20 protein-coding genes are annotated in these 20801 nt (G+C 56.9%); 16 read left to right on the top strand and 4 right to left on the bottom strand.

Features of this window, described 5'->3' with window-relative positions:
* The first annotated feature begins 27 nt into the window (after positions 1–27).
* The 9 genes from hfq to glnA all read left to right on the top strand — a co-directional run bounded on the left by hfq (position 28) and on the right by glnA (position 10441).
* Positions 28–270 (top strand): RNA chaperone Hfq, encoded by a 243-nt coding sequence (gene hfq, locus B0G52_RS05790; protein WP_094042585.1) that lies wholly within the window; start codon positions 28–30, stop codon positions 268–270.
* A 548-nt stretch (positions 271–818) separates the two neighbouring features.
* Complete coding sequence (locus B0G52_RS05785; protein ID WP_233162405.1) at positions 819–3338, top strand: PBP1A family penicillin-binding protein; 2520 nt, start codon at positions 819–821, stop codon at positions 3336–3338.
* Between the two features lie 319 nt (positions 3339–3657).
* On the top strand, positions 3658–4218 hold the full coding sequence (locus tag B0G52_RS05780; RefSeq protein ID WP_094042584.1) for a ribonuclease FAU-1 family protein: 561 nt from the start codon (positions 3658–3660) through the stop codon (positions 4216–4218).
* A gap of 35 nt (positions 4219–4253) precedes the next feature.
* Positions 4254–4895 carry a YdcF family protein gene (locus tag B0G52_RS05775; RefSeq protein WP_094042583.1) on the top strand — a complete coding sequence of 214 codons (642 nt, stop codon included), beginning with the start codon at positions 4254–4256 and terminating at the stop codon, positions 4893–4895.
* Positions 4896–4967: 72 nt separating this feature from the next.
* Entirely contained in the window at positions 4968–5957 is a 990-nt protein-coding gene (locus B0G52_RS05770; protein ID WP_094042582.1) for an AAA family ATPase, read from the top strand.
* Between the two features lie 17 nt (positions 5958–5974).
* The gene (gene hflX / locus B0G52_RS05765) at positions 5975–7270 is read left to right on the top strand and encodes a GTPase HflX (protein ID WP_094042581.1); all 1296 of its coding nucleotides are present in this window, start codon (positions 5975–5977) and stop codon (positions 7268–7270) included.
* Between the two features lie 28 nt (positions 7271–7298).
* Complete coding sequence (locus B0G52_RS05760; protein ID WP_094042580.1) at positions 7299–8567, top strand: methionine gamma-lyase family protein; 1269 nt, start codon at positions 7299–7301, stop codon at positions 8565–8567.
* 104 nt (positions 8568–8671) lie between these two features.
* Positions 8672–9085 carry a MerR family transcriptional regulator gene (locus B0G52_RS05755; RefSeq protein WP_094042579.1) on the top strand — a complete coding sequence of 138 codons (414 nt, stop codon included), beginning with the start codon at positions 8672–8674 and terminating at the stop codon, positions 9083–9085.
* Between the two features lie 27 nt (positions 9086–9112).
* Positions 9113–10441, top strand: a complete 1329-nt coding sequence (gene glnA, locus B0G52_RS05750; protein ID WP_094042578.1) for a type I glutamate--ammonia ligase — start codon at positions 9113–9115, stop codon at positions 10439–10441.
* On the opposite strand, the gene B0G52_RS36580 is transcribed toward glnA, so the two are convergent.
* Both B0G52_RS36580 and lexA read right to left on the bottom strand, forming a co-directional pair.
* Entirely contained in the window at positions 10347–10727 is a 381-nt protein-coding gene (locus tag B0G52_RS36580) for a type II toxin-antitoxin system HicA family toxin (RefSeq protein WP_094042577.1), read from the bottom strand. The genes glnA and B0G52_RS36580 overlap by 95 nt on opposite strands.
* A 449-nt stretch (positions 10728–11176) precedes the next feature.
* Entirely contained in the window at positions 11177–11800 is a 624-nt protein-coding gene (gene lexA, locus B0G52_RS05735; protein WP_094042576.1) for a transcriptional repressor LexA, read from the bottom strand.
* Between the two features lie 162 nt (positions 11801–11962).
* Here lexA and B0G52_RS05730 point away from each other — a divergent pair, with 162 nt between their 5' ends.
* The 5 genes from B0G52_RS05730 to B0G52_RS05710 all read left to right on the top strand — a co-directional run bounded on the left by B0G52_RS05730 (position 11963) and on the right by B0G52_RS05710 (position 14442).
* Positions 11963–12361, top strand: a complete 399-nt coding sequence (locus B0G52_RS05730) for a LysM peptidoglycan-binding domain-containing protein (protein WP_094042575.1) — start codon at positions 11963–11965, stop codon at positions 12359–12361.
* 181 nt (positions 12362–12542) lie between these two features.
* Entirely contained in the window at positions 12543–12731 is a 189-nt protein-coding gene (locus B0G52_RS05725) for a DUF896 domain-containing protein (protein WP_094042574.1), read from the top strand.
* A 101-nt stretch (positions 12732–12832) separates the two neighbouring features.
* Positions 12833–13351 carry a hypothetical protein gene (locus tag B0G52_RS05720; RefSeq protein ID WP_094042573.1) on the top strand — a complete coding sequence of 173 codons (519 nt, stop codon included), beginning with the start codon at positions 12833–12835 and terminating at the stop codon, positions 13349–13351.
* A 10-nt stretch (positions 13352–13361) separates the two neighbouring features.
* Positions 13362–14162: an HAD family hydrolase gene (locus B0G52_RS05715; RefSeq protein WP_094042572.1), complete on the top strand. Its 801-nt coding sequence runs from the start codon at positions 13362–13364 to the stop codon at positions 14160–14162.
* 91 nt (positions 14163–14253) lie between these two features.
* Positions 14254–14442: a YgaP family membrane protein gene (locus tag B0G52_RS05710; RefSeq protein WP_094042571.1), complete on the top strand. Its 189-nt coding sequence runs from the start codon at positions 14254–14256 to the stop codon at positions 14440–14442.
* A 66-nt stretch (positions 14443–14508) separates the two neighbouring features.
* Here B0G52_RS05710 and B0G52_RS05705 read toward each other — a convergent pair whose 3' ends face one another.
* Complete coding sequence (locus B0G52_RS05705) at positions 14509–15048, bottom strand: 1,2-dihydroxy-3-keto-5-methylthiopentene dioxygenase (RefSeq protein WP_094042570.1); 540 nt, start codon at positions 15046–15048, stop codon at positions 14509–14511.
* 145 nt (positions 15049–15193) lie between these two features.
* Here B0G52_RS05705 and metH point away from each other — a divergent pair, with 145 nt between their 5' ends.
* Positions 15194–18649: a methionine synthase gene (gene metH, locus B0G52_RS05700; protein ID WP_094042569.1), complete on the top strand. Its 3456-nt coding sequence runs from the start codon at positions 15194–15196 to the stop codon at positions 18647–18649.
* A 753-nt stretch (positions 18650–19402) separates the two neighbouring features.
* Here metH and tlp read toward each other — a convergent pair.
* Complete coding sequence (gene tlp / locus B0G52_RS05695; protein WP_094042568.1) at positions 19403–19624, bottom strand: small acid-soluble spore protein Tlp; 222 nt, start codon at positions 19622–19624, stop codon at positions 19403–19405.
* A gap of 191 nt (positions 19625–19815) precedes the next feature.
* Between tlp and B0G52_RS05690 the strand changes: the two genes are divergently transcribed.
* Positions 19816–20784, top strand: coding sequence for a metal-dependent hydrolase (locus B0G52_RS05690; protein WP_158223599.1), 969 nt, complete (start codon positions 19816–19818; stop codon positions 20782–20784).
* The last annotated feature ends 17 nt before the right edge of the window (positions 20785–20801 follow it).

Raw genomic sequence — 20801 nt, 5'->3', positions numbered from 1 at the left:
ATTAGTGGCGATGGGGGTTTACGGCCAATGAACAAGTCCATTAACATCCAGGATACCTTTCTCAATCAACTTCGCAAAGACAGCATTCCGGTCACTGTTTATTTGACCAACGGGTTTCAAATCCGCGGCATCGTCCGCGCGTTTGACAACTTCACCATCGTCATCGACAGCGAGGGACGCCAGCAAATGGTGTATAAGCATGCGATCAGCACGTTTATGCCTCAGCGCAACGTCTCCCTCATGCAGCAGGACAGCGGAACGGACAACTGATCCGCCGTCCTCGCGACGAGGTCGAGTGAAACTTTTCCCCAGCCATACGCGTCTAAGAGAATAGGCCGGCACTTGGGCAACCCGCTAACCGGGTTGTTCTTTCTTTATAGTGAGAGTTCAACAAGTTCGGTTTTCAGCACCAAGAAGATTGGATGAAGACCGTTGATGAGGAACGCTAGTAAAGCGTAGTGGAAGCTACGTGAGCACCGGAAGAGACGGCTGAATTCAAGATTCGATGTCGAGTCTACTTCCTGGGATGCTTCGTGATCAAAAGCGGACTTTTTGAACAACCTCTAAAAGCTGGGCAGATTAGAGACTATACAGGTTGAACCGAAGCTGTATCACAAAACCCAATGCAATGGAGAAAGGAAATGGTTTTGTCCGCGAGTTTTGGCTTTGAGTTTCTTGCCTATATAGGTCTTATCGATCGAAGAAACTCAAAACAACCTGTCTGAAGCCGGCAAAGCCATTCCTTTCGGAATGTAATGGACTTCTGACCACAGGTTCAACCTATGTAGAGAGAGAAACGGATAGAAGGGGAGACACAGATGAACCATCCGACAGTTCCAAGCCGATCGGGCAGCATGGAGAGAGGCGGCAAGACCGGCAGCAAAGGCAAGGGCAACGGGAATGGAAAAGGCAAGCGTCCCCGCAAGGGAAGAAAGAAGCTCGCGCTCGTATGGCTGTTTTTCATCGCCCTGATTGCGATCGTGTGCGCGGTCGTCGGTTACTTGCTCGTTATTTTGAACGGGGAACGCATTCTTAACGCCAATATCAACAAATTGAATCTGGATAAGGCATCGATCGTCGTCGATCGCAATGGCAACGAAGTGGCCAAGCTGTACAACCATGAAGGCAACCGGGAGTTCGCGCCGATCGGGGAAATTCCGAAGCTCGTGCAGGACGCGTTCGTCGCCACCGAGGACAAGCGTTTCTACGACCATAACGGCGTCGATCTGCTCGGCATCGGACGCGCGCTCGTCAAGGACGTGATCGCCCGCAGCGCGGTCGAAGGCGCCAGCACGATTACGCAGCAGCTTGCCAAGAACCTGTTCCTGAACGCGGACAAGACGCTGTTCCGCAAAGGCACGGAAGCGTCCATCGCGCTCGCGCTGGAGCAGAAGATGACGAAGCCGGAAATTTTGGAGCTGTACTTGAACCGGATTTACTTCGGCAAAGGCCAATACGGCATCAAGACGGCGGCCAAGTACTATTTCGACGTGGAAAATCTGGAGGATCTGGAGCTGTGGCAGATCGCCACGCTGGCCGGCATGCCGAAGGCTCCGAACACGTACAACCCGATCCGCAATCCGGAGAAATCGATGGAACGGCGCGCGGTCGTGCTGAAGCTGATGTACGATCAGGGACTTATTAGCGAGAAGGAAAAGGAAGCCGCGGCCAAACAAGTCTATAAGCCGTCCAAGGCGAGCAAGGTTGACCAAAAATATTTGGCGTTCCTCGATTACGTGCTTGATGAAGCTCAGGAGAAGACGAATCTCACCGAGGAGGAGCTGCGCAGCGCCGGCTACATCATTACGACTACGATCGATACGAAGGCGCAAGCGATCGCGGAGCAGGAATTCGCCAACGACGAGCGCTTCGAGAAGAGCGTGGACGACCAGAAAGTTCAGGGCGCGATGGTCATTATGAACCAGTACGACGGCTCGCTCGTGGCGATGGTCGGCGGCAGAGACTACGAAGCACAAGGCTGGAACCGCGCAGTCAAGCAACGGCAGCCGGGTTCGTCGTTCAAGCCGATTATCGATTACGGGCCGGCGCTCGAGTCCGGGGACTTTTTCCCATGGTCGATCGTTCAGGACGTGAAGCAATGCTTCGGCGATTACTGCCCGTCCAACTCCAACCGCAATCAGTATTTGGGCGCAATCCCGATGAGTCAGGCGATCAAGGAATCGCGCAACATCTCGGCCGTCTGGCTGCTCAACGAGATCGGTATCGGCAACGGACTGAAGTTTGCCAAAAACCTCGGCATCGAGCTTGGACCGGAAGATCGCAACCTGTCCATCGCGCTGGGCGGACTTACGCACGGCGTCACCCCGCTGCAGATGGCTCGGGCCTACTCGGCTTTCGCCAACGGCGGGAAGCTGTACGAGCCGCACAGCATTGTGAAGATCGAGGACGTCAACGGCAAGGTGATCCATCAATTCGACGATAAGCCCGAGCAGGTCATGAAGGAGACGACCGCTCATTACATGACGGAACTGCTTTCCGGCGTCGTGCAGAAGGGCGGAACCGGAACGAGGGCGGCCATCAGCGGACGCACCGTCGTCGGCAAGACGGGAACGACGCAAGCGGGCATTCCGAATCTGAAGACGAGCAAAAACCGCGACGTCTGGTTCGTCGGATATACGCCGGAGCTGACTGCGGCCGTCTGGTTCGGCTACGACAAGACCGATAAGGATCATCTGCTCGACGGAAGCAGCGGTCAGGCGGCCTCGATGTTCTCCGCGGTCATGTCCAAGGTGCTGGAGAACTACAAGAAAAAGAGCTTCCCCGTGCCTTCCGGAGTGAAGGAGGAAGAGGAGCAGAAGCTGGACCCCGTAAGCGGCTTGCTCGTGTCGTACTCCCCGGAGACAATCAGCGTCGAGCTGATGTGGTCCGCGGTGCAAGGGGAAGGGATTTCGTATCGCATCTACCGCAAGGAAGCAAGCGAAGCGGAGTTCAGAATGATGGCCGAGGTGGCCGACGGTACGGCGTACGACGATATGGCGCTGCTGCCGGACCAGACGTACACCTACTACGTGACCGCGTACCAGCAGTCCACGGGTCTGGAGAGCGAGCCTTCCGAGCAGCAGACGATCACAGTGACGTCCGGCATGGAGACGACGCCTCCGCCGGAGGAAACCGAAGAGACCGTGCCTCCGGAAGAAACCGGCGAGCCGACCGAGACGACAGAGCCGCCGATCGAGGTTCCCGGCGAGTCGCCAACGCCTTCTCCGACGCCTTCGGAGGAGGTTCCTCCTCCGGTCGCGACCGAAAGTCCGAGCCCGGACATTCCGGCGGTCGGAGAAGAAACGGAAACCGTTCCGCTGTTCGGGACGGTTCCGTAACCCAAGCTTCAGGGGCGAAACGCCTTCGGCATTCCCCAGGATAGAGAAACGCGTTTTGTGGAAGGCGATTCGGAAAGAATAACGGCTTGGCGCTTTGCGAATCGTTAAAACGAGGACGATACCGGCTTTCATTAGCTGGTATCGTCCTTTTTCTCATTTTCGGGCGTTCCGCCGGGCGGAGGCAAACTGGTTAGCGAAGGCAACTTGTGGTAAGCTTTTCTTATATGGAGTTGCCATGGGCAACGCGATTAAGCCGTCTAACGGCGCAGTGCGAGCAAACAAGCTTACTAATGTTGAACGGACGGAAAGGAAAGTCGTGATGAAGCGTAAATTTTCGGATCGGGCCAACTGGCGGCGGATTTTGAAGAAGAGCTATGCATGCGTACCTATGGATGAGCCTCAGTTCAGGGGATTCGTGACGTTGTACCGGATCCATGAGCTGCGCGACCCGTTGTGGAAGGAATACAACGGGAGAAGGATGTGTCTGGCGGACCGCGGATATTTGTGGATGCAGCATTTTCCGAAGGGGGAGCACTTCGTCGTGACGACGATGTTCGACGATCGGGGCCAAGTCGTGCAGTGGTACATCGACATCTGCAAAATTCAAGGCTTGACCGATCAGCAGGTGCCCTGGTTCGACGATCTGTTTTTGGACATCGTTGTGCTCCCGACGGGAGAGAAGCTGCTGCTGGACGAGGACGAGCTGGAGGAGGCGCTGGAGGAGGGGGAGATCACTCCCCGCGATTCCGCGATGGCCCGCAAGACGGCGTCCCGGCTGATGGACCTGATCCAGCAAAACAAGTTTCCTTACTTCGACTTGAGCCTGCAGCATCGCCGGACGCTGCTGAGCAAGCTGGGCTGGGATAAAAGCCCGCTATGACGCTCGGTCGGCAGGGAGAAGGGAGGCCGCCCGGCATGCAGACAGCTCTCGGCCCCGTTAAAGGCGGCAAACGCGGCAAATGGAAGCGAAGAATTCTGTGGCTCATTGCGCTCGGAGCGGCAGCGCTGCTTGTCTGGTGTCTGTCGATCTACGCGATGGTCGTCCGGTTCGACGGCAGCCCGAAGGACGGCAAGCCGATCGCTGCGGACGTCGGCATCGTGCTGGGAGCAAGGCTGTGGAACGATCAGCCCAGCCCGGGACTGCGAGAACGGCTGGACTTGGCGCTGGATCTGTACCGGCAAGGCGCTTTCGCCAACGTGATCGTCACCGGCGGGCTGGACGCGCACGGCGCGACGATTACGGAAGCGGAAGGGATGCGCAACTATCTCGTTGCCAACGGAGTGCCCGAGTCGGCGATTCTGTTGGACACGGAGTCCCGGAGCACGTACGAGAACCTGATTTTCGCGCAGGACATTATGGATGCCAACGACTGGACTTCGGCGGTCATCGTCACGCACAACTATCATGGCTCCAGAGCCGCGGACATCGCCAAGAAGGTCGGGCTGTCACCGGTTCAAGTCAGCGTGACGGATTCCGACGTGCTGAATGTGCCTTACCATCAAGCGCGCGAAGTGCTGGCCTATACGAAGTGGCTGGGCATGAAGCTGTTCCTATGACTAGGGATCGGACGAACGGAATACATTGGTATTGCGGCTAATCGTCGACTCGAGTTCACGGGGTGAAGCTTGATGAACGCTAAAGCGGGCGCATCGGAGGTCAAGGCGGCTGTCGCCTCGTCTTCCCGCCCTTCCAGACAGATTAACATCATCCTGCGCAATGCGGACCAGGAAGCGACGGCCGGCTATGCAAGCGCGGCCGATCATTCGGGCAGTCTAAGAGCGTTGCCTCAATCCGGCCCGTGGTCGGAATGGCAGAAGGAACTGGATCGTCTGGTCGGGCTGGACAATATCAAGGAGCTCGTCTACGAGATTTACGCCCTGCTCCAGATCATGCAGTACCGCAGCGAGGCGAGTCTGCAAGCGCAGGCTCACGTGTACCATATGATTTTCAAGGGCAATCCGGGCACGGGCAAAACGACGGTAGCCCGGCTGCTCGCGAAGCTGTTCCAGAGCATGGGACTGCTGGCCAAGGGCCATCTCGTGGAAGTGGAGCGCGCCGATCTCGTGGGCGAGTACATCGGGCATACGGCCCAGAAAACCCGGGAACTGGTGAAAAAGGCGCTGGGCGGCGTGCTGTTCGTGGACGAAGCGTACAGTTTGGCGCGCGGCGGCGAGAAGGACTTCGGCAAAGAAGCGATCGATACGCTGGTGAAGGCCATGGAGGATTTTAAGAATCAATTTGTGCTTATCCTCGCCGGCTATACGCTGGAGATCGAGACGTTTTTAATGACGAACCCGGGCTTGCCTTCCCGCTTTCCGATTCAGATGACGTTTCCGGACTATTCGGTCGACCAGTTGATCCAGATCGCCGAAGGCATGGCCAAGGACAGGGACTATACGCTGCTGCCGCAAACCGTCTACAAGCTCAGGCAGCTGCTCATGCAGGAGAAGGCCGAAGCGATCTACGATTTCAGCAACGCAAGATTCGTCAGGAACGTGCTGGAGCGGGCGATCCGCAATCAGGCGGTACGGCTGCTGTCTCAGCACCCGGCTTCGTCGCCGGGACGTCAGGAACTGATGGCGCTGAGGCCCGAGGACGTTCGCGGCTTGCAACAATAACGGAATGAGGGATAGCGATGAGACAAAGCGCATACGAGACGGAAGCGGCAGGCCGGGAGAGAGCTTTGCTCGTCAGCTTGGTCACGGACGAAGTGAAGAGATCGGGGGCGGATCCGGAGCACTCGCTCGAAGAGCTTGCCTCGTTGGCGGAGACGGCCGGGGTCGAGGTTATCGGTTCCGTGATGCAAAATTTGGACTCCCCGGACAACAAGTATTACGTCGGCAAAGGGAAGGCGCAGGAAATCCGGGATATCGCGATTCGGGACGGCGCGACGACGGCGATTTTCGATCAGGAGCTGACCGGCGCCCAGGTCCGCAATCTGGAGGAGACGCTGGATCTGAAAATCATCGACCGTACGCAGCTCATTCTCGACATCTTCGCCGGAAGGGCCAAGACAAGGGAAGGGATTTTGCAAGTCGAGCTTGCGCAACTGACCTATCTGCTTCCGAGACTGTCCGGACACGGGAAAAACCTGTCCCGGCTCGGCGGCGGGATCGGCACGAGAGGCCCCGGCGAGACGAAGCTGGAGACGGACCGCCGTCATATCCGGCGGCGGATTACCGAGCTCAAGCGGCAGCTGGAGGCGGTGACGGCTCACCGCAATCTGCACCGCGAGCGCAGACGCAAGGTCGGCGCCGTGCAGGTTGCGCTCGTCGGCTATACGAATGCGGGCAAGTCGAGCTTGCTGCGGCAGCTCACCAATGCGGACGTGCTGGCGGAGAACAAACTGTTCGCAACGCTCGACCCGACTTCGCGCAGCTTGGAGCTGCCGAGCGGGAAGACGGTTGTTTTGACGGACACGGTCGGGTTTATTCAGAATCTTCCGCACGACCTCGTCGCGGCGTTCCGCGCGACATTGGAGGAGGCGGCGCAGGCCGACCTGCTGCTGCACGTCGTCGATTCGTCGTCTCCGATGCGGGAACGGCAGATGTCCGTCGTCGAAGAAGTGCTTCGCGAGCTCGGCGCGGGCGGGAAGCCGACGCTGACCGTGTTCAACAAGATCGATTTGCTGACCGAACAGTCCGACCGGGCGCTTGCCGGAGGCAAGGACGCGATTCGCGTCAGCGCCTACGACGAACAGGATATGGCTCGCTTGCGAGCGGCCGTCGAAGACCGCATTCTCGGAGAGATCGCGAGGTTCCGGATTCCGGCTTCGAGAGGGGATTTGACGTCGCTGGCTTATCGGGTCGGGGAAGTGACGGGCCAGGAGACGGACGAGGAGCATCTGCTGTTGTCGGTCCGGCTGAATCCGGCGGATATGGAGAGAGCGGGACGAGAGCTGGAAGAGTATCGCATCATGGATACGCAATAGAACCATAGGGGAAACAAAGGGGAGCGTTATGCAGGCATCTGAGATCGGGGATTACGAAAAACAATGGGAACAGTGGGAGGCGGCGGCGGAAGAGCAGACCCAGGCTGTGTTTCGCAAGCTGGACCGCATCGCGGAAAACAATCAGTGGAAAGTGATCCGGGCGTTCCAGAAGCATCGGGTAAGCGATTTTCACTTCGCCTCTTCCACCGGATATGGATATAACGACAGCGGAAGGGAAGTGCTGGACCTCGTCTACGCGGACGTCTTCGGGGCGGAAGCCGCCATCGTCAGGCCGCATCTCGTATCGGGAACGCATACGATCTCGGCGGCTCTGTTCGGCTGCCTGCGTCCGGGTGACGAACTTCTGTTCGTCACCGGACGGCCGTACGATACGCTGCACAAGGTGATCGGCCAGCCCGGGGACGGGCTCGGCTCGCTGGCCGATTGGGGCGTGACGACGAAGATCGTACCGTTGCTCGCCGATGGCGGCGTAGATTGGGAAGGAGTCGCCGCTGCGACGACCGAGAGGACGAAGGTGTTCGCCATTCAGCGCTCGCGCGGCTACGACTGGAGACCTTCGTTCACGATCGGGCAGATCGCGGAGATGGCAACGCGCCTTAAAGAGCTGAAGCCGGACGCGATCTTATTCGCCGACAACTGCTATGGGGAATTTACGGAAGAGAAGGAGCCGACGGAAGTCGGCGTCGACCTGATCGCGGGCTCGCTGATCAAGAACCCGGGAGGCGGACTGGCGGCCAGCGGCGGCTACATTGCGGGCCGCAAGCGGCTCGTGGAGCTGGCCGCCTACCGGATGACCGCTCCCGGCATCGGCGGGGAAGTGGGCGCGATGCTCGGCACGACGAGATCGATCTATCAAGGGCTGTTCCTCGCGCCTTTGCTTGTCGGACAAGCCGTGAAAGGAAGCGTGTTCGCGTCATCCATTTTCGCGCAGATGGGCTTTGAGACGCATCCTCGCTGGGACGACCCGCGGACCGATCTGATCCAGGCGATCCGATTCGCCGGAGCGGAGCCTCTGATTCATTTCGTTCAGGCGATCCAGAAAGCGGCCGCAGTCGACGCGCACGTCGTGCCCGAGCCTTGGGATATGCCAGGCTACGAGCACCCCGTCATTATGGCCGCCGGCACGTTCATCCAAGGGGGAAGCCTGGAACTGTCCGCCGACGCCCCGGTGCGGGAACCCTACATTGCGTACATGCAGGGCGGGCTGACTTACGCTCATGTGAAGTTTGCCGTCAAGCTGGCGCTAAAGGAATTGTGGAATCGCGGATTTTTGTAAAAGATCGCTTCCAGAAACCTTACATTCCTTGACATGTTTTGGGGGTGCAGGTACAATGAAAGTGATTTCAATTACAACAAGTCAAGTTGGAAGGTTGGTATGAGATGGGCGACGAGATTCGCAGGAATATGGCGTTATTTCCCATTGGCATCGTAATGAAGCTGACCGATCTGACCGCCCGACAAATTCGCTATTACGAGCAGCATGAACTGATTCAGCCCGCCCGCACGGACGGCAATCAGCGTTTGTTTTCTTTTAACGACGTAGAACGTCTCATGGAAATCAAATCGTTGATCGAGAAGGGCGTCAATATCGCGGGGATCAAGCAAGTGATGAATCCGGTCGGTCAGGACGAGAACGAAGGCACGATCATTAATGAAGTGTCCGAAGTAAAACGGCGCGAGCTGAGCGATTCGCAGCTGCATCGGATGCTGAAGCAGCAATTGATGCAGGGCAAGCGTCCGGGTCAAGTCTCGTTGATTCAAGGGGAACTTTCCCGCTTTTTCAAGAACAAATAATTTATTCTTAAGCTTTAGGAGGCTGTCATGACCTACACACGCGAAGATATTACCCGGATCGCCAAGGAACAGAACGTTCGATTTATTCGTCTCCAGTTCACGGATTTGCTCGGCTCGATCAAAAACGTGGAAATCCCGGTCAGCCAGCTGGAGAAGGCGCTCGACAACAAGATGATGTTCGACGGTTCCTCCATCGAAGGGTACGTTCGCATCGAAGAATCGGACATGTACCTGTATCCGGATCTCAGCACCTGGGTCGTGTTCCCCTGGGTGACCGAGAACAAGGTCGCGCGCTTGATCTGCGACATCTATATGCCGGACGGCACTCCGTTCGCGGGCGACCCGCGCGGCATTCTGAAGCGCGCGCTGGAAGAAGCCGAGAGAATGGGCTACACGACTATGAACGTTGGCCCGGAGCCGGAATTCTTCCTGTTCCAGACCGATGACAAAGGCAACCCGACGACGGAGCTGAACGATCAGGGCGGTTACTTCGATCTCGCTCCGACGGATCTCGGCGAGAACTGCCGCCGCGATATCGTGCTTACGCTGGAAGAGATGGGCTTCGAGATCGAAGCGTCGCACCACGAAGTCGCTCCGGGTCAGCATGAGATCGACTTCAAGTACGCTTCCGCGGTTAAGGCGGCGGACCAGATCCAGACGTTCAAGCTCGTCGTGAAGACGATCGCCCGCCAGCACGGCCTGCATGCGACGTTCATGCCGAAGCCGCTGTTCGGAATGAACGGTTCGGGCATGCACTGCCATCTGTCGCTGTTCCGCGGCGGCGAGAACGCCTTCTACGACCCGAGCGACAAGCTCGGCCTGAGCGGCGAAGCGCGCCACTTTATGGCAGGTATCTTGAAGCACGCGCGCGGAATCGCGGCGATTACGAACCCGACGGTCAACTCGTACAAGCGCCTCGTTCCGGGCTATGAAGCGCCGTGTTACGTCGCTTGGTCTGCGAGCAACCGCAGCCCGATGATCCGCATTCCGGCTTCCCGCGGCCTCAGCACGCGCGTCGAAGTTCGTAACCCGGACCCTGCCGCGAACCCTTACTTGACCTTGGCTGTCATGCTCAAGGCAGGTCTGGACGGCATCAGCAGCAAGCTGCCGACTCCGGCTCCGGTCGACCGCAACATCTACGTGATGAGCGAGGAAGAACGCATCGAGGAAGGCATCCCGAGCTTGCCGATCAACCTGAAGGAAGCTCTGTCCGAGCTGCTGCGCGACGACATCATCTGCGACGCTCTCGGCGATCACGCGCTCAGCCACTTCTACGAGCTGAAGGAAATCGAGTGGGATATGTACCGCACGCAAGTCCACCAGTGGGAACGCGATCAGTATTTGACGCATTATTAAGCGGGAAGATCGTTGCAAGATAAGAGGTATGGGGATTTGAGTTTGGGGGCGTTGCGGGGGAGTCTGGGCGGTTATTCCGTCGATGGCCCCGGAACGCCCCCATAAATTTTGTTGTTGTAGTTAAGGTTCCGATTGCGAGTTCATCGTGCATCGGAATAATGACAACTTTACCGCTGAGGTGGCGCATTTTCTTATGGCTGCCCTGCTGACTAACAGTAATAAAGCCAATTCGTTCAAGCGCAGCTGCAGCATCTTTACTTGAAACAACGGGAAACTTCGGGGTCATGACCGTATCTTAACGTCAAGTGGAGCGATTATTGGGGAGACAAACGGCTCGATCGGAGTATCCTCGTCAAAATACAGCTCAAGCGCCTCGCGCAGATTCGATAGTGCTTCGTCCATTGACTCGCCTTGGTGGTCACTTCAACTTCCAAACAACGCGCTACGTACCATTTACCTTCCTTCGTTACTGCAGCCGTAAATCGCATACGGATCATCCTTTCATTTTTTCTGGTATGCAAGTGCCCACGCAGGAGTGGGGTATCCACAAACTTAGGTCTTCAAGGGTTTAAGTTCCTTAAGTTTCCCAACTTTCCAGAACTGAAGTCTGATTATCTGCTTTGACAAGTTAATGAATTCAGTATATAGCAATTTTGTTATCAAAAGAAACATTGGTTGTTTGCAAAAAAGAAACAGCCTTGCGGATCTTCATCCGCAAGGCTGTTTGTCGAGCGATTAGTGGATGGAGCGGATGAGGCCGATTACCTTGCCGAGAATGCTGACGTTGGAAAGGCGGAGCGGCTCCATGCTGACGTTCTCCGGTTGGAGGCGAATGTGGTCGCGTTCCTTGTAGAAGGTTTTGACCGTTGCTTCGTTGTCTTCCGTCATCGCTACGACGATGTCTCCGTTCACCGCGGTCGGCTGCTGGCGCACGATCACGTAATCGCCGTTATGGATGCCCGCTTCGATCATGCTCTCGCCTTGGACGGACAGCATGAACACCGGCTGTTCTCCTACCATGGAGACAGGAAGCGGGTAATAATCCTCGATATTCTCCGTAGCCGTAATCGGCACGCCTGCCGTGACTTTGCCTACGAGCGGCACCGGGCGCACCGAAGAGGAAAGCTTGTGGACCGGATCGTAGTCGTCGCCGAGAATTTCGATGGCGCGAGGTTTGGTCGGATCTCGCCGGATGAGGCCCTTCTTCTCCAGACGATCGAGATGGCCGTGCACGGTCGAGCTGGAAGCGAGCCCTACGGCTTCTCCGATCTCGCGGACGGAAGGGGGATAACCCTTGTCGCGGACTTCGTTCTTAATGAATTCAAGTATGGAATTCTGACGGCTGGACATCTTGGTCACGCCAAACCCTCCCTATTAAAATAGCTCATGATGACAAATTATAACACAGAACCCGAGTTCGCACAAACACTCGTTCTAGAGAACGAACGTTCCTGAAAACCGTTGACATGAACATGTGTTCGTGTTAATCTAATACCAGAACAAACGTTTGGGGTGAGCGGAATGGTTCATACTTGGGTTCCGGCAGGAGCGCCGGCTGCAACGAAGCTGCATGATACGACTCGGATGACATATACTCGCGGCGAGAAACGCGAACAAGGTTCTGCAAATTGGAAAGCGGCTAGAGGCGTGTTCACGCTCGTGGCGTTCCTTCTGCTGTTCAGCGGTTTTACGCTTGTGCGCTCGTTCGCTTCTACCGGCGAGCTTGCGCCGGCTTCGAGCGAAGAGATCGTCATCTCCGTCGACAGCGGAGATACGCTGTGGGAACTCGCTCGAACCTATAAGGATCCTGCCATCGACACGCGGCAAGCCGTGCATGTTCTTATGGAGAGGAACGGACTATCCGCTCCCGACTTGCAAAGCGGACAGCAGCTCATCTTTCCCGCGAAAATTTTGCCTTAACCTCCCATATATCGATACCAAATCCAAGACCGGAGCTCCGGTCTTTTTTGCTGTTTTTAATGAAAGAGTCTCAATAAGCGCAAATCTGCGGAGCAAAGCCCGATCGAGCCGCGGAATTCTTGACAAGCTGTCGGCGAAAATGGCAAAGTAGAGAAGATGCGAAAAGGGGAGTGAGACACCGATGGAGATGGATCAGTTGATTAACCGGATTAACGAATTATCCCGCAAAAGCAAGAAAGAAGGCTTGAGCGAACAGGAAGTCGCGGAACGAGACCGTCTGCGCAAGCAATATTTGTCGATATTCAAAAGCAACTTCCGTCAAGAGCTGGATCGGATCGAGATCGTCGACGAGCCCCCGATCAAGCATTAACGATAAACGAGCAACCGGAAGAAACCGCAAGGAGTCGACGAAGAGCCGAACGGATCGCAAGGCTCTCAATCGTCGGCCGTAATGTGACGAGGAGGAAATCTATGTCCCGCTCTTGGGAACGCATGGTGTCGAAGAACACGAAGCAGATCAACAAAAAACGCAAAAAGGAAGGCAAAAGGGGAATTGCCCCTAACGCGCCGCAGATCGACCGCTTTCGGGGACGGAATTACGTTATTCCGACGCTGCTTGTTTTGCTGATTGCGTTTTACATTGTGCTGTCGCAGCCTTGGTCGGACAAGTTCCTTCAAGATCCGACGCTGTTCTGGGTGACGATCGGATGTTACGTTCTGCTCGCGGTTTTCTATTATTTCAGACGTCCTTACTTGGCCGTCAGCCGCGATACGCTGGAGACGCGCAAGTTCACCGGCTACAAGACGCTGCGTCCTTCGCAAATTCGCAAAATCGTCGTTCAGCCCGGCTACGTCCTCGTCGAATCCGTCAAAGGGACGAACTGGGTGTTTTCCAAGTTCATGAACCGTTACCCGATCGCCCAAATGGCCGAGCGGCTTAAAGTTTACGCGGAAGTCAATCAAGTCGAATACGAATTCAAGACGAAGTGAGGAACGGGAAATGTCGGTTAAAGCGGTACTGTTTGATTTGGACGATACGCTGCTATGGGACGATAGAAGCGTAAGCGAAGCTTTCCAGGCTACGTGCCGATACGCGGCCGAGGCGACGGGAGTCGACGAGCGGGAATTGGAGGCGGCGGTGCGTCGCGAAGCGAGAACTCTGTACGAGACTTTTGAGACTTTCGGATTTACGCAGATGATCGGCATCAATCCGTTCGAGGCGTTGTGGGGCAAGTTCGAGCGCGGAGAGCACCCGATGTTCCGCAAGCTTCAGGAGCTGGCTCCCGGCTACCGCCAGAACGCTTGGACCAAGGGACTGGCCGCGGTAGGCGTGGACAGCCCGGGTCTGGGCGTACAGCTCGCCGAGATGTTCCCTGCCCAGAGAAGAAAGCTTAAGTACGTTTACGACGAGACGTTCGCCGTGCTGGACGAATTGAAGGAGTCGTACAAGCTGCTGCTGCTGACGAACGGATCCCCGGATCTTCAGCAGGAGAAGCTGGATGGCATGCCCGATCTGATTCCGTACTTCGACGCAATCGTCATCTCCGGCAACTTCGGCGAGGGCAAGCCTTCCTCCAATCTGTTCGCCCATGCGCTGGAGCAGATCGGGATTACGGCGGACGAAGGGATCATGATCGGAGACAAGCTGACGACCGACATTCTCGGCGCGAACCGGATCGGCATGACGTCCGTATGGATTAACCGACACGGCGCGATCCGGAACGACGATATCGTTCCGTCCTACGAGATCAAGAGCTTGACCGAGCTTCCCGAACTGATTCGTACTTTAAATTCGCGGTAAACGACGCGCTTTCGTGACTTAGTCACGGAAGCGCGTTCCGCTTTCTCTTAACATGATAAAGAATTCAATTTGATCATGCGGAGGAATTGGAATGAAAAACGTCGGAACGATCGATAGAATGACGCGTATCGTGATTGGCCTGGGCGTGCTGTCTCTCGTCTTCGTGCTGGAAGGCGGGATCAGATTCGTCGGTTTGCTGGGACTTGTGTTCGTATTGACGGGGCTTGCAGGCAGTTGTCTGATGTATCGCATGCTCGGCGTCAGCACCTGCAAACGTTGAGTCGCGCTATAACGCACAAAGGGCTATCCCCGACGATCGGGGATAGCCCTTTGTCATGCCTGCGGATTACTTCACGAAAGCAGGGTCTTCGAACGGTTCCGCAACCCAGCCGGCCGGCTCGATGAACAGGCGTACGGCTACGATCGCTTTGTTTTCCATCAATGTAAAGAAGTGAGGCTGGCCTTCCGGTACGGAGATGACGTCGCCGGCGCTCAGTTCGACGTCGAAGTATCCGGTCTCATCGTCGCCCTTAATGATGAAGATGCCGCGTCCCGCCGTAATGGCGCGAACTTCGTCCTCCGTATGCGTGTGCACCTGCTCGAATTTCTTGAGCAGCTCGGGCAGATTCGGCGTCGCTTCGGAGAGGGCGACGATGTCCCATACTTTGTAACCGCGTCTGCCGGCCAGATCGCGAATTTCCGTATCGTAGGCAGCCAGCAGTTGAGCCTTATCTTCGTCGGAGAGCACGAATTTCTCATACAGCTCGGACGGAAGCTTGCTCGTGTCCCAGTGTTCGTACAGTACGTTCTGCTTCGTCAGAAACACACGTACCTCTTCCTCGCCGGAAATTCTTTCGTTGGTGTTGCGGATGCGAATTTCTGCCATAGCTAAATCCCTCTTTTCCCAATGTGAATTAATGCCTTTATTATAGTCCAATTCCGAAAACCTGTCGATGTGTATCTTTTCGTCCATTACGGATTCTGTTACTATAGAGTTTAATGATTTGACAGACAGGGGAAGAGACTTAATTATGACTTTAACGCAAAGTAAACCGTCTCTGCAAGAGGCTCTGGACTCCAGAATTCTCATTCTGGACGGCGCGATGGGAACGATGATCCAGCAAGCGGATCTGACGGCCGAAGATTTCGGAGGAGAAGAATTCGAAGGCTGCAACGAACTGCTCGTATTGACAAGACCCGACGTCATCCGCTCGATTCATGAAGCATATCTGGCCGCGGGCGCCGATATTATCGAGACGAACACGTTCGGCTCGACGGCGGTCGTGCTGTCCGAGTACGATATCCCCGGCAAGGCGCGTGAAATCAATCTGGCCGCGGCCCGGCTCGCGAAGGAAGCCTGCGATAAATATTCGACTCCGGATAAACCGCGTTACGCCGCGGGCGCGCTCGGCCCGACGACGAAAACGCTGTCCGTAACCGGGGGCGTCACGTTCGATCAATTGGTGCAGGACTACGAGGACCAGGTCGTCGCCTTGATGGAAGGCGGAGTGGACTGCATCCTGATCGAGACGTGCCAGGATACGCTCAACGTCAAAGCGGCAAGCATAGGCGTTAGGGAAGCGTTCAAGAAGACGGGGCGCGAGCTGCCGATCATGATCAGCGGGACGATTGAGCCGATGGGCACGACTCTCGCCGGCCAAAGCATCGAATCTTTCTACATTTCGCTCGAGCATCTGAACCCGGTGTCGATGGGATTGAACTGCGCGACCGGACCGGAGTTCATGCGAGATCATATCCGCACGCTGTCTTCCATAGCGAAGACGGCCGTCAGCTGTTATCCGAACGCAGGGCTGCCCGACGAGAACGGCCACTATCATGAATCGCCGGATTCGCTCGCCAAGAAGCTGCGCGCTTTTGCGGAGCAGGGCTGGCTGAACGTAGCCGGAGGCTGCTGCGGCACGACTCCCGCTCATATCGCGGCCATCGCCGATGCGATGAAGGATGTCGCTCCCCGCAGCATCGAAGGCGAGCATCCGCCTGCGGTATCCGGCATCGATACGGTCTACATCGAGAACGACGGCCGTCCGTACATGGTCGGCGAGCGCACGAACGTGCTCGGCTCCCGTAAGTTCAAACGGCTGATCGCCGAAGGCAAATACGAGGAAGCTTCGGAAATCGCCAGAGCGCAAGTAAAGACGGGCGCCCATGTCATCGATATTTGCGTGCAGGACCCGGACCGGGACGAGGCGTCCGATATGAAGCTGTTTCTGGACTTCGTGACGAAGAAGGTCAAAGTGCCGTTCATGGTCGATACGACCGACGCCGCGGTCATCGACCTGGCGCTGAAATACATTCAAGGCAAATCGATTATTAACTCCATTAATCTTGAGGACGGCGAAGAGAAGTTCGAGAAGGTCGTTCCGATTCTCCACAAGTACGGAGCTGCCGTCGTCGTCGGCACGATCGACGAGAGAGGGCAGGCGATCTCGCGCGAAGACAAGCGGGACGTGGCGATTCGTTCGCACGACTTGCTCGTGAACAAGTACGGCTTAAAGGCGGAGGATATCATTTTCGATCCGCTTGTGTTCCCGGTCGGCACCGGCGACGAGCAGTATATCGGCTCCGCGAAGGAGACGATCGAGGGCATCCGGCTGATCAAGCAAGTTCTGCCCGCGTGCCAGACGATTCTCGGCGTCAGCAACATTTCCTTCGGTCTGCCGGAAGCCGGACGCGAAGTGCTGAACTCCGTGTTTCTGTACGAATGCACGAAAGCGGGTCTGGACTATGCGATCGTGAACACGGAGAAGCTGGAGCGATACGCTTCGATCCCGGATCATGAGCGCAAGCTGGCCGAACAGCTGCTGTACGAGACGAACGACGATACGCTGGCCGCGTTTGTCGCGGCGTTCCGCGACAAGAAGGTCGAGAAGAAGATCAAGGTCGAGAACCTGACGTTGGAGGAACGGCTTGCGAATTACGTCGTCGAGGGCAGCAAGGACGGATTGGCTCCGGATCTGGACGAAGCGCTTAAGAAATACGCGCCGCTGGACATCATTAACGGTCCGCTGATGGCGGGAATGACGGAAGTAGGACGCTTGTTCAACAACAACGAGCTGATCGTGGCGGAGGTGCTTCAGAGCGCGGAAGTGATGAAGGCTTCCGTAGCGCAGCTTGAGCCGCATATGGAGAAGAACGAATCCGCCGTTAAAGGAAAAATTCTGCTCGCTACTGTTAAGGGCGACGTGCACGATATCGGCAAAAACCTCGTCGAGATTATTTTGTCCAACAACGGTTACCAGATCGTCAATCTGGGCATCAAGGTGCCGCCGGATCAAATCGTCGAAGCGGTTCGCAAGGAAAATCCCGACGCCATCGGACTGTCCGGTCTGCTCGTCAAATCCGCGCAGCAGATGGTCGTCACCGCGCAGGACTTGCGCGCCGCCGGCATCGACGCCCCGATTCTCGTCGGAGGCGCCGCGTTGACGAGGAAGTTCACGAAAAACCGGATCGCGCCCGAATACGAAGGCGTCGTTCTCTACGCGAAGGACGCGATGGAAGGACTGGATTTAGCCAACAAGCTGAGCGATCCCGGACATCGGGCTCGCATCATCGAGGAACACTGGGCCGCCCAGGCGAAGCTGGCGGAGGAAACCGACAAGCCCGCGAAGGAGCTGCCGGAAGCGTCGCGCGCGCGGCGTTCCAGCATCTCGCAGGACGCTCCGGTATTTGCACCGCCGGACTACGACCGCCACGTGCTGCGCGACTATCCGATTCCGCACGTGCTGCCCTACGTCAACATGCAGATGCTGCTCGGGCATCATCTAGGTTTGAAAGGCAACGTCGACGAGCTGCTGGCCGCAGGGGATGAGAGAACCGTCAACTTGAAGGCAACGGTAGACGAGATTTTGCGTCAGTCCCAGACGAAGGGCTGGCTGAACCCTCAGGCGATGTACCGGTTCTTCCCGGCGCAATCCGACGGCAACGACATTCTGATCTATGATCCGGCGGATACGAGCAAGGTGCTGCACCGCTTCACGTTCCCTAGGCAGCAGGTGGAGCCGTTCCTCTGTCTGGCGGACTTCCTTAAGTCGGTGGACAGCGGCGTGATGGACAACGTCGGCTTCCTCGTCGTGACCGCCGGTCAAGGCGCTCGCGAGCAAGCGGAAGAGTGGAAGGAGAACGGGGACTACTTGCGCTCCCATGCGCTGCTGGCAACCGCGCTCGAAGTGGCGGAAGGACTGGCGGAACGCGTTCACCATATGATGAGGGACATTTGGGGCTTCCCGGACCCGGCCGACATGACGATGAAGAAGCGCTTCGGCGCCCGCTATCAGGGCATCCGCGTCTCGTTCGGCTACCCTGCCTGCCCGGACTTGGAGGATCAGGGTCCGTTGTTCGCGTTGATGAAGCCCGAAGATATCGGAGTCGAATTGACCGAAGGCTTCATGATGGAGCCGGAAGCGAGCGTATCGGCAATGGTGTTCGCTCATCCGGAGGCGCAATACTTCAACGTGGAGAAAGCCTGATCGCGGACGGAGCGTCCGCAACGAAGAGTCTGTTCCAAAAGTAGGCTTGCTCGCCTTGCTAAGAGACAGCTCACTTGATGAATGAATCGACGAAAATGAAGAAATGGCGGTGCTGAAGGGGGAAGACCACCTTGCACCGCTATTTCTTTCTTTTGGGCTGTTTTTGCCTTCTTGAGCAAAATGTGGGCGGACGAACGGCGGGCTGGTGAAGCTGTAACCCGGTTGAGTCTGGTTAGAGCATGTGAACGGAGGTTGGATGAGCTGTAACCCGGTTGAGTCTGGTTAGAGCACGTGAACGGAGGTTGGATGAGCTGTAACCCGGTTGAGTCTGGTTAGAGCACGTGGAACGGAGGTTGGATGAGCTGTAAGCCGGTTGAGTCTGGTTAGAGCACGTGGAACGGAGGTTGGATGAGCTGTAACCCGGTTGAGTCCGGTTAGAGCACGTGAACGGAGGTTGGATGAGCTGTAACACGATTGAGTCTGGTTAGAGCACGTGAACGTGGGGTGGATGAGCTGTAACCCGGTTGAGTCTGGTTAGAGCATGTGAACGGAGGTTGGATGAGCTGTAACCCGATTGCGTCTGGTTGGAGCACGTAAACGGAGGTTGGACGAGCTGTAAGCCGGTTGAGTCTGGTTAGAGCACGTGAACGGGAGGTTCGGTGAAGCTGGAGTCGTTTTCGAGAGCATGAGAGATGGGGCTGTCCTCCGGCAGGTACTTATGGGACAGCCCCATGACTGCGGCTTTCGCTTCAGCTATTCCGAGTATTCCTGCTCGTCCTGAATTTCGCTGCGCAGGCTGTCGATCGCCGCGCGGCGATTTTCGTTTTTCTGCCGCAGCGTGGAAGATTCCTCCGGAGACAGCTCGACGGAATGCTCGTCCAGATAGTGCTCGGATTGCTCCAAGTTCTCTATCGTGTTCTGAACGGCTTCCTCCAGCTTCTCCGCGTTATCCGAACGGTCGTCGGGTTTTGCCATCGTTCTCATCGCTCCTTCGTGTTGTACGATATGGACGCATGCCCGTCGAATAGTATGGATGCGAAGCTGCGACGATATTCGTTCCGTTCCGAAAATAATACGTTGCTTACGCCGCGCTGACCTCTCCCTAACAGAGCTGATGTAACCTGAAGCCGTACCAAGAAAAAAGGCATTCGAGAGGAGACATCGGCTTGGATACGGGTTCGCACGTTTTGTTCGGCGTTACGCTCGCGGGCACAGCTCTGTTCTTTCCGTCCGTCGCTGCCGATCCATACTTGGCGGCAGCCGTGCTGACCGTCTCGGTCGCCGGCTCTCTGGCCCCGGACTTCGACGCTGTCGTGAGACTGAGGGGCAAGGACGCTTATTTGAAGCACCACCGCGGCATCAGCCACGCGCTTCCCGTATGGCCCGTATGGGCGGGAGGACTCGCCGCTCTGGCCGCATGGATATGGGGGACGGGGGAGCATGCGCTTCTGCTGTTCGGCTTTGCTCTGCTGGCGGTGGCTATTCACGTTCTGTCTGATTGGACGAACGCGTACGGCGTTCAATTTCTGCTGCCGTTTCGCAAGGAATGGCTTCATCTGGACGCAATCTGCCTGACCGATCCATTCCTCGTCGCCGTACACGCCGGAGCGATCGTCGCCTCGCTGCCGGGCGGAGTTGACGCTTCCCCATGGCTATTCGCGGGAGCGTGGTCGATTACGGCGGCGTACGTCGGATGGCGGATCGCCCATCATGCCATCGTGGCGAGACGGGTCAGAAGAAGATACCGCCGAGCGCTGGCCGTTCACGTGCTGCCGGGGTTGTGGTGGTTTCGCTGGCAGTTTCTCGTTCAGACGGATTCGGGTTACGAGATGGGAAGCATCGCGGGAAGGCGGTGGCTGCCGTGCAAGCATCTGCCGCATGCCGCTGCCCACGAGTGCATCGAAGCGAGTCGGCGCTCATCCTCGGTTCAGACGCTGAAGGGGTTCGCCAAACGGGCGTACGCAAGCTGGAAGGAAGAGGCCAACGGAGACTATCTCGTCACGTGGACGGATTTGCGTTTCTGGAGAGAGCGGGATTGGCCCTATCGCGCGGAGGTAAGGCTGGATCGCCAGCTGAACGTCATCGCCGAAGACATTGGCTGGCACAAGAAAGCCTGGGAAGCTCCTTACGTGTGAAGGGATCAGTGGATTGA

It is taken from the genome of Cohnella sp. SGD-V74 (assembly GCF_003001675.1).
GTDB lineage: Bacteria > Bacillota > Bacilli > Paenibacillales > Paenibacillaceae > Cohnella.
This window is presented reverse-complemented; position numbering and strand designations above follow the sequence as displayed.

Bases quoted from the DNA above. Each gene is read 5' to 3' on its own strand.
- B0G52_RS05755 (WP_094042579.1), top strand. From the start codon at position 8,672: ATGGGCGACGAGATTCGCAGGAATATGGCGTTATTTCCCATTGGCATC.
- B0G52_RS05775 (WP_094042583.1), top strand. From the start codon at position 4,254: ATGCAGACAGCTCTCGGCCCCGTTAAAGGCGGCAAACGCGGCAAATGG.
- B0G52_RS05785 (WP_233162405.1), top strand. From the start codon at position 819: ATGAACCATCCGACAGTTCCAAGCCGATCGGGCAGCATGGAGAGAGGC.
- B0G52_RS05730 (WP_094042575.1), top strand. From the start codon at position 11,963: ATGGTTCATACTTGGGTTCCGGCAGGAGCGCCGGCTGCAACGAAGCTG.
- B0G52_RS05725 (WP_094042574.1), top strand. From the start codon at position 12,543: ATGGAGATGGATCAGTTGATTAACCGGATTAACGAATTATCCCGCAAA.
- hflX (WP_094042581.1), top strand. From the start codon at position 5,975: ATGAGACAAAGCGCATACGAGACGGAAGCGGCAGGCCGGGAGAGAGCT.
- B0G52_RS36580 (WP_094042577.1), bottom strand. From the start codon at position 10,727: ATGACCCCGAAGTTTCCCGTTGTTTCAAGTAAAGATGCTGCAGCTGCG.
- B0G52_RS05770 (WP_094042582.1), top strand. From the start codon at position 4,968: ATGAACGCTAAAGCGGGCGCATCGGAGGTCAAGGCGGCTGTCGCCTCG.
- B0G52_RS05720 (WP_094042573.1), top strand. From the start codon at position 12,833: ATGTCCCGCTCTTGGGAACGCATGGTGTCGAAGAACACGAAGCAGATC.
- B0G52_RS05710 (WP_094042571.1), top strand. From the start codon at position 14,254: ATGAAAAACGTCGGAACGATCGATAGAATGACGCGTATCGTGATTGGC.
- metH (WP_094042569.1), top strand. From the start codon at position 15,194: ATGACTTTAACGCAAAGTAAACCGTCTCTGCAAGAGGCTCTGGACTCC.
- B0G52_RS05780 (WP_094042584.1), top strand. From the start codon at position 3,658: ATGAAGCGTAAATTTTCGGATCGGGCCAACTGGCGGCGGATTTTGAAG.
- B0G52_RS05705 (WP_094042570.1), bottom strand. From the start codon at position 15,048: ATGGCAGAAATTCGCATCCGCAACACCAACGAAAGAATTTCCGGCGAG.
- B0G52_RS05760 (WP_094042580.1), top strand. From the start codon at position 7,299: ATGCAGGCATCTGAGATCGGGGATTACGAAAAACAATGGGAACAGTGG.
- hfq (WP_094042585.1), top strand. From the start codon at position 28: ATGAACAAGTCCATTAACATCCAGGATACCTTTCTCAATCAACTTCGC.
- glnA (WP_094042578.1), top strand. From the start codon at position 9,113: ATGACCTACACACGCGAAGATATTACCCGGATCGCCAAGGAACAGAAC.
- B0G52_RS05715 (WP_094042572.1), top strand. From the start codon at position 13,362: ATGTCGGTTAAAGCGGTACTGTTTGATTTGGACGATACGCTGCTATGG.
- tlp (WP_094042568.1), bottom strand. From the start codon at position 19,624: ATGGCAAAACCCGACGACCGTTCGGATAACGCGGAGAAGCTGGAGGAA.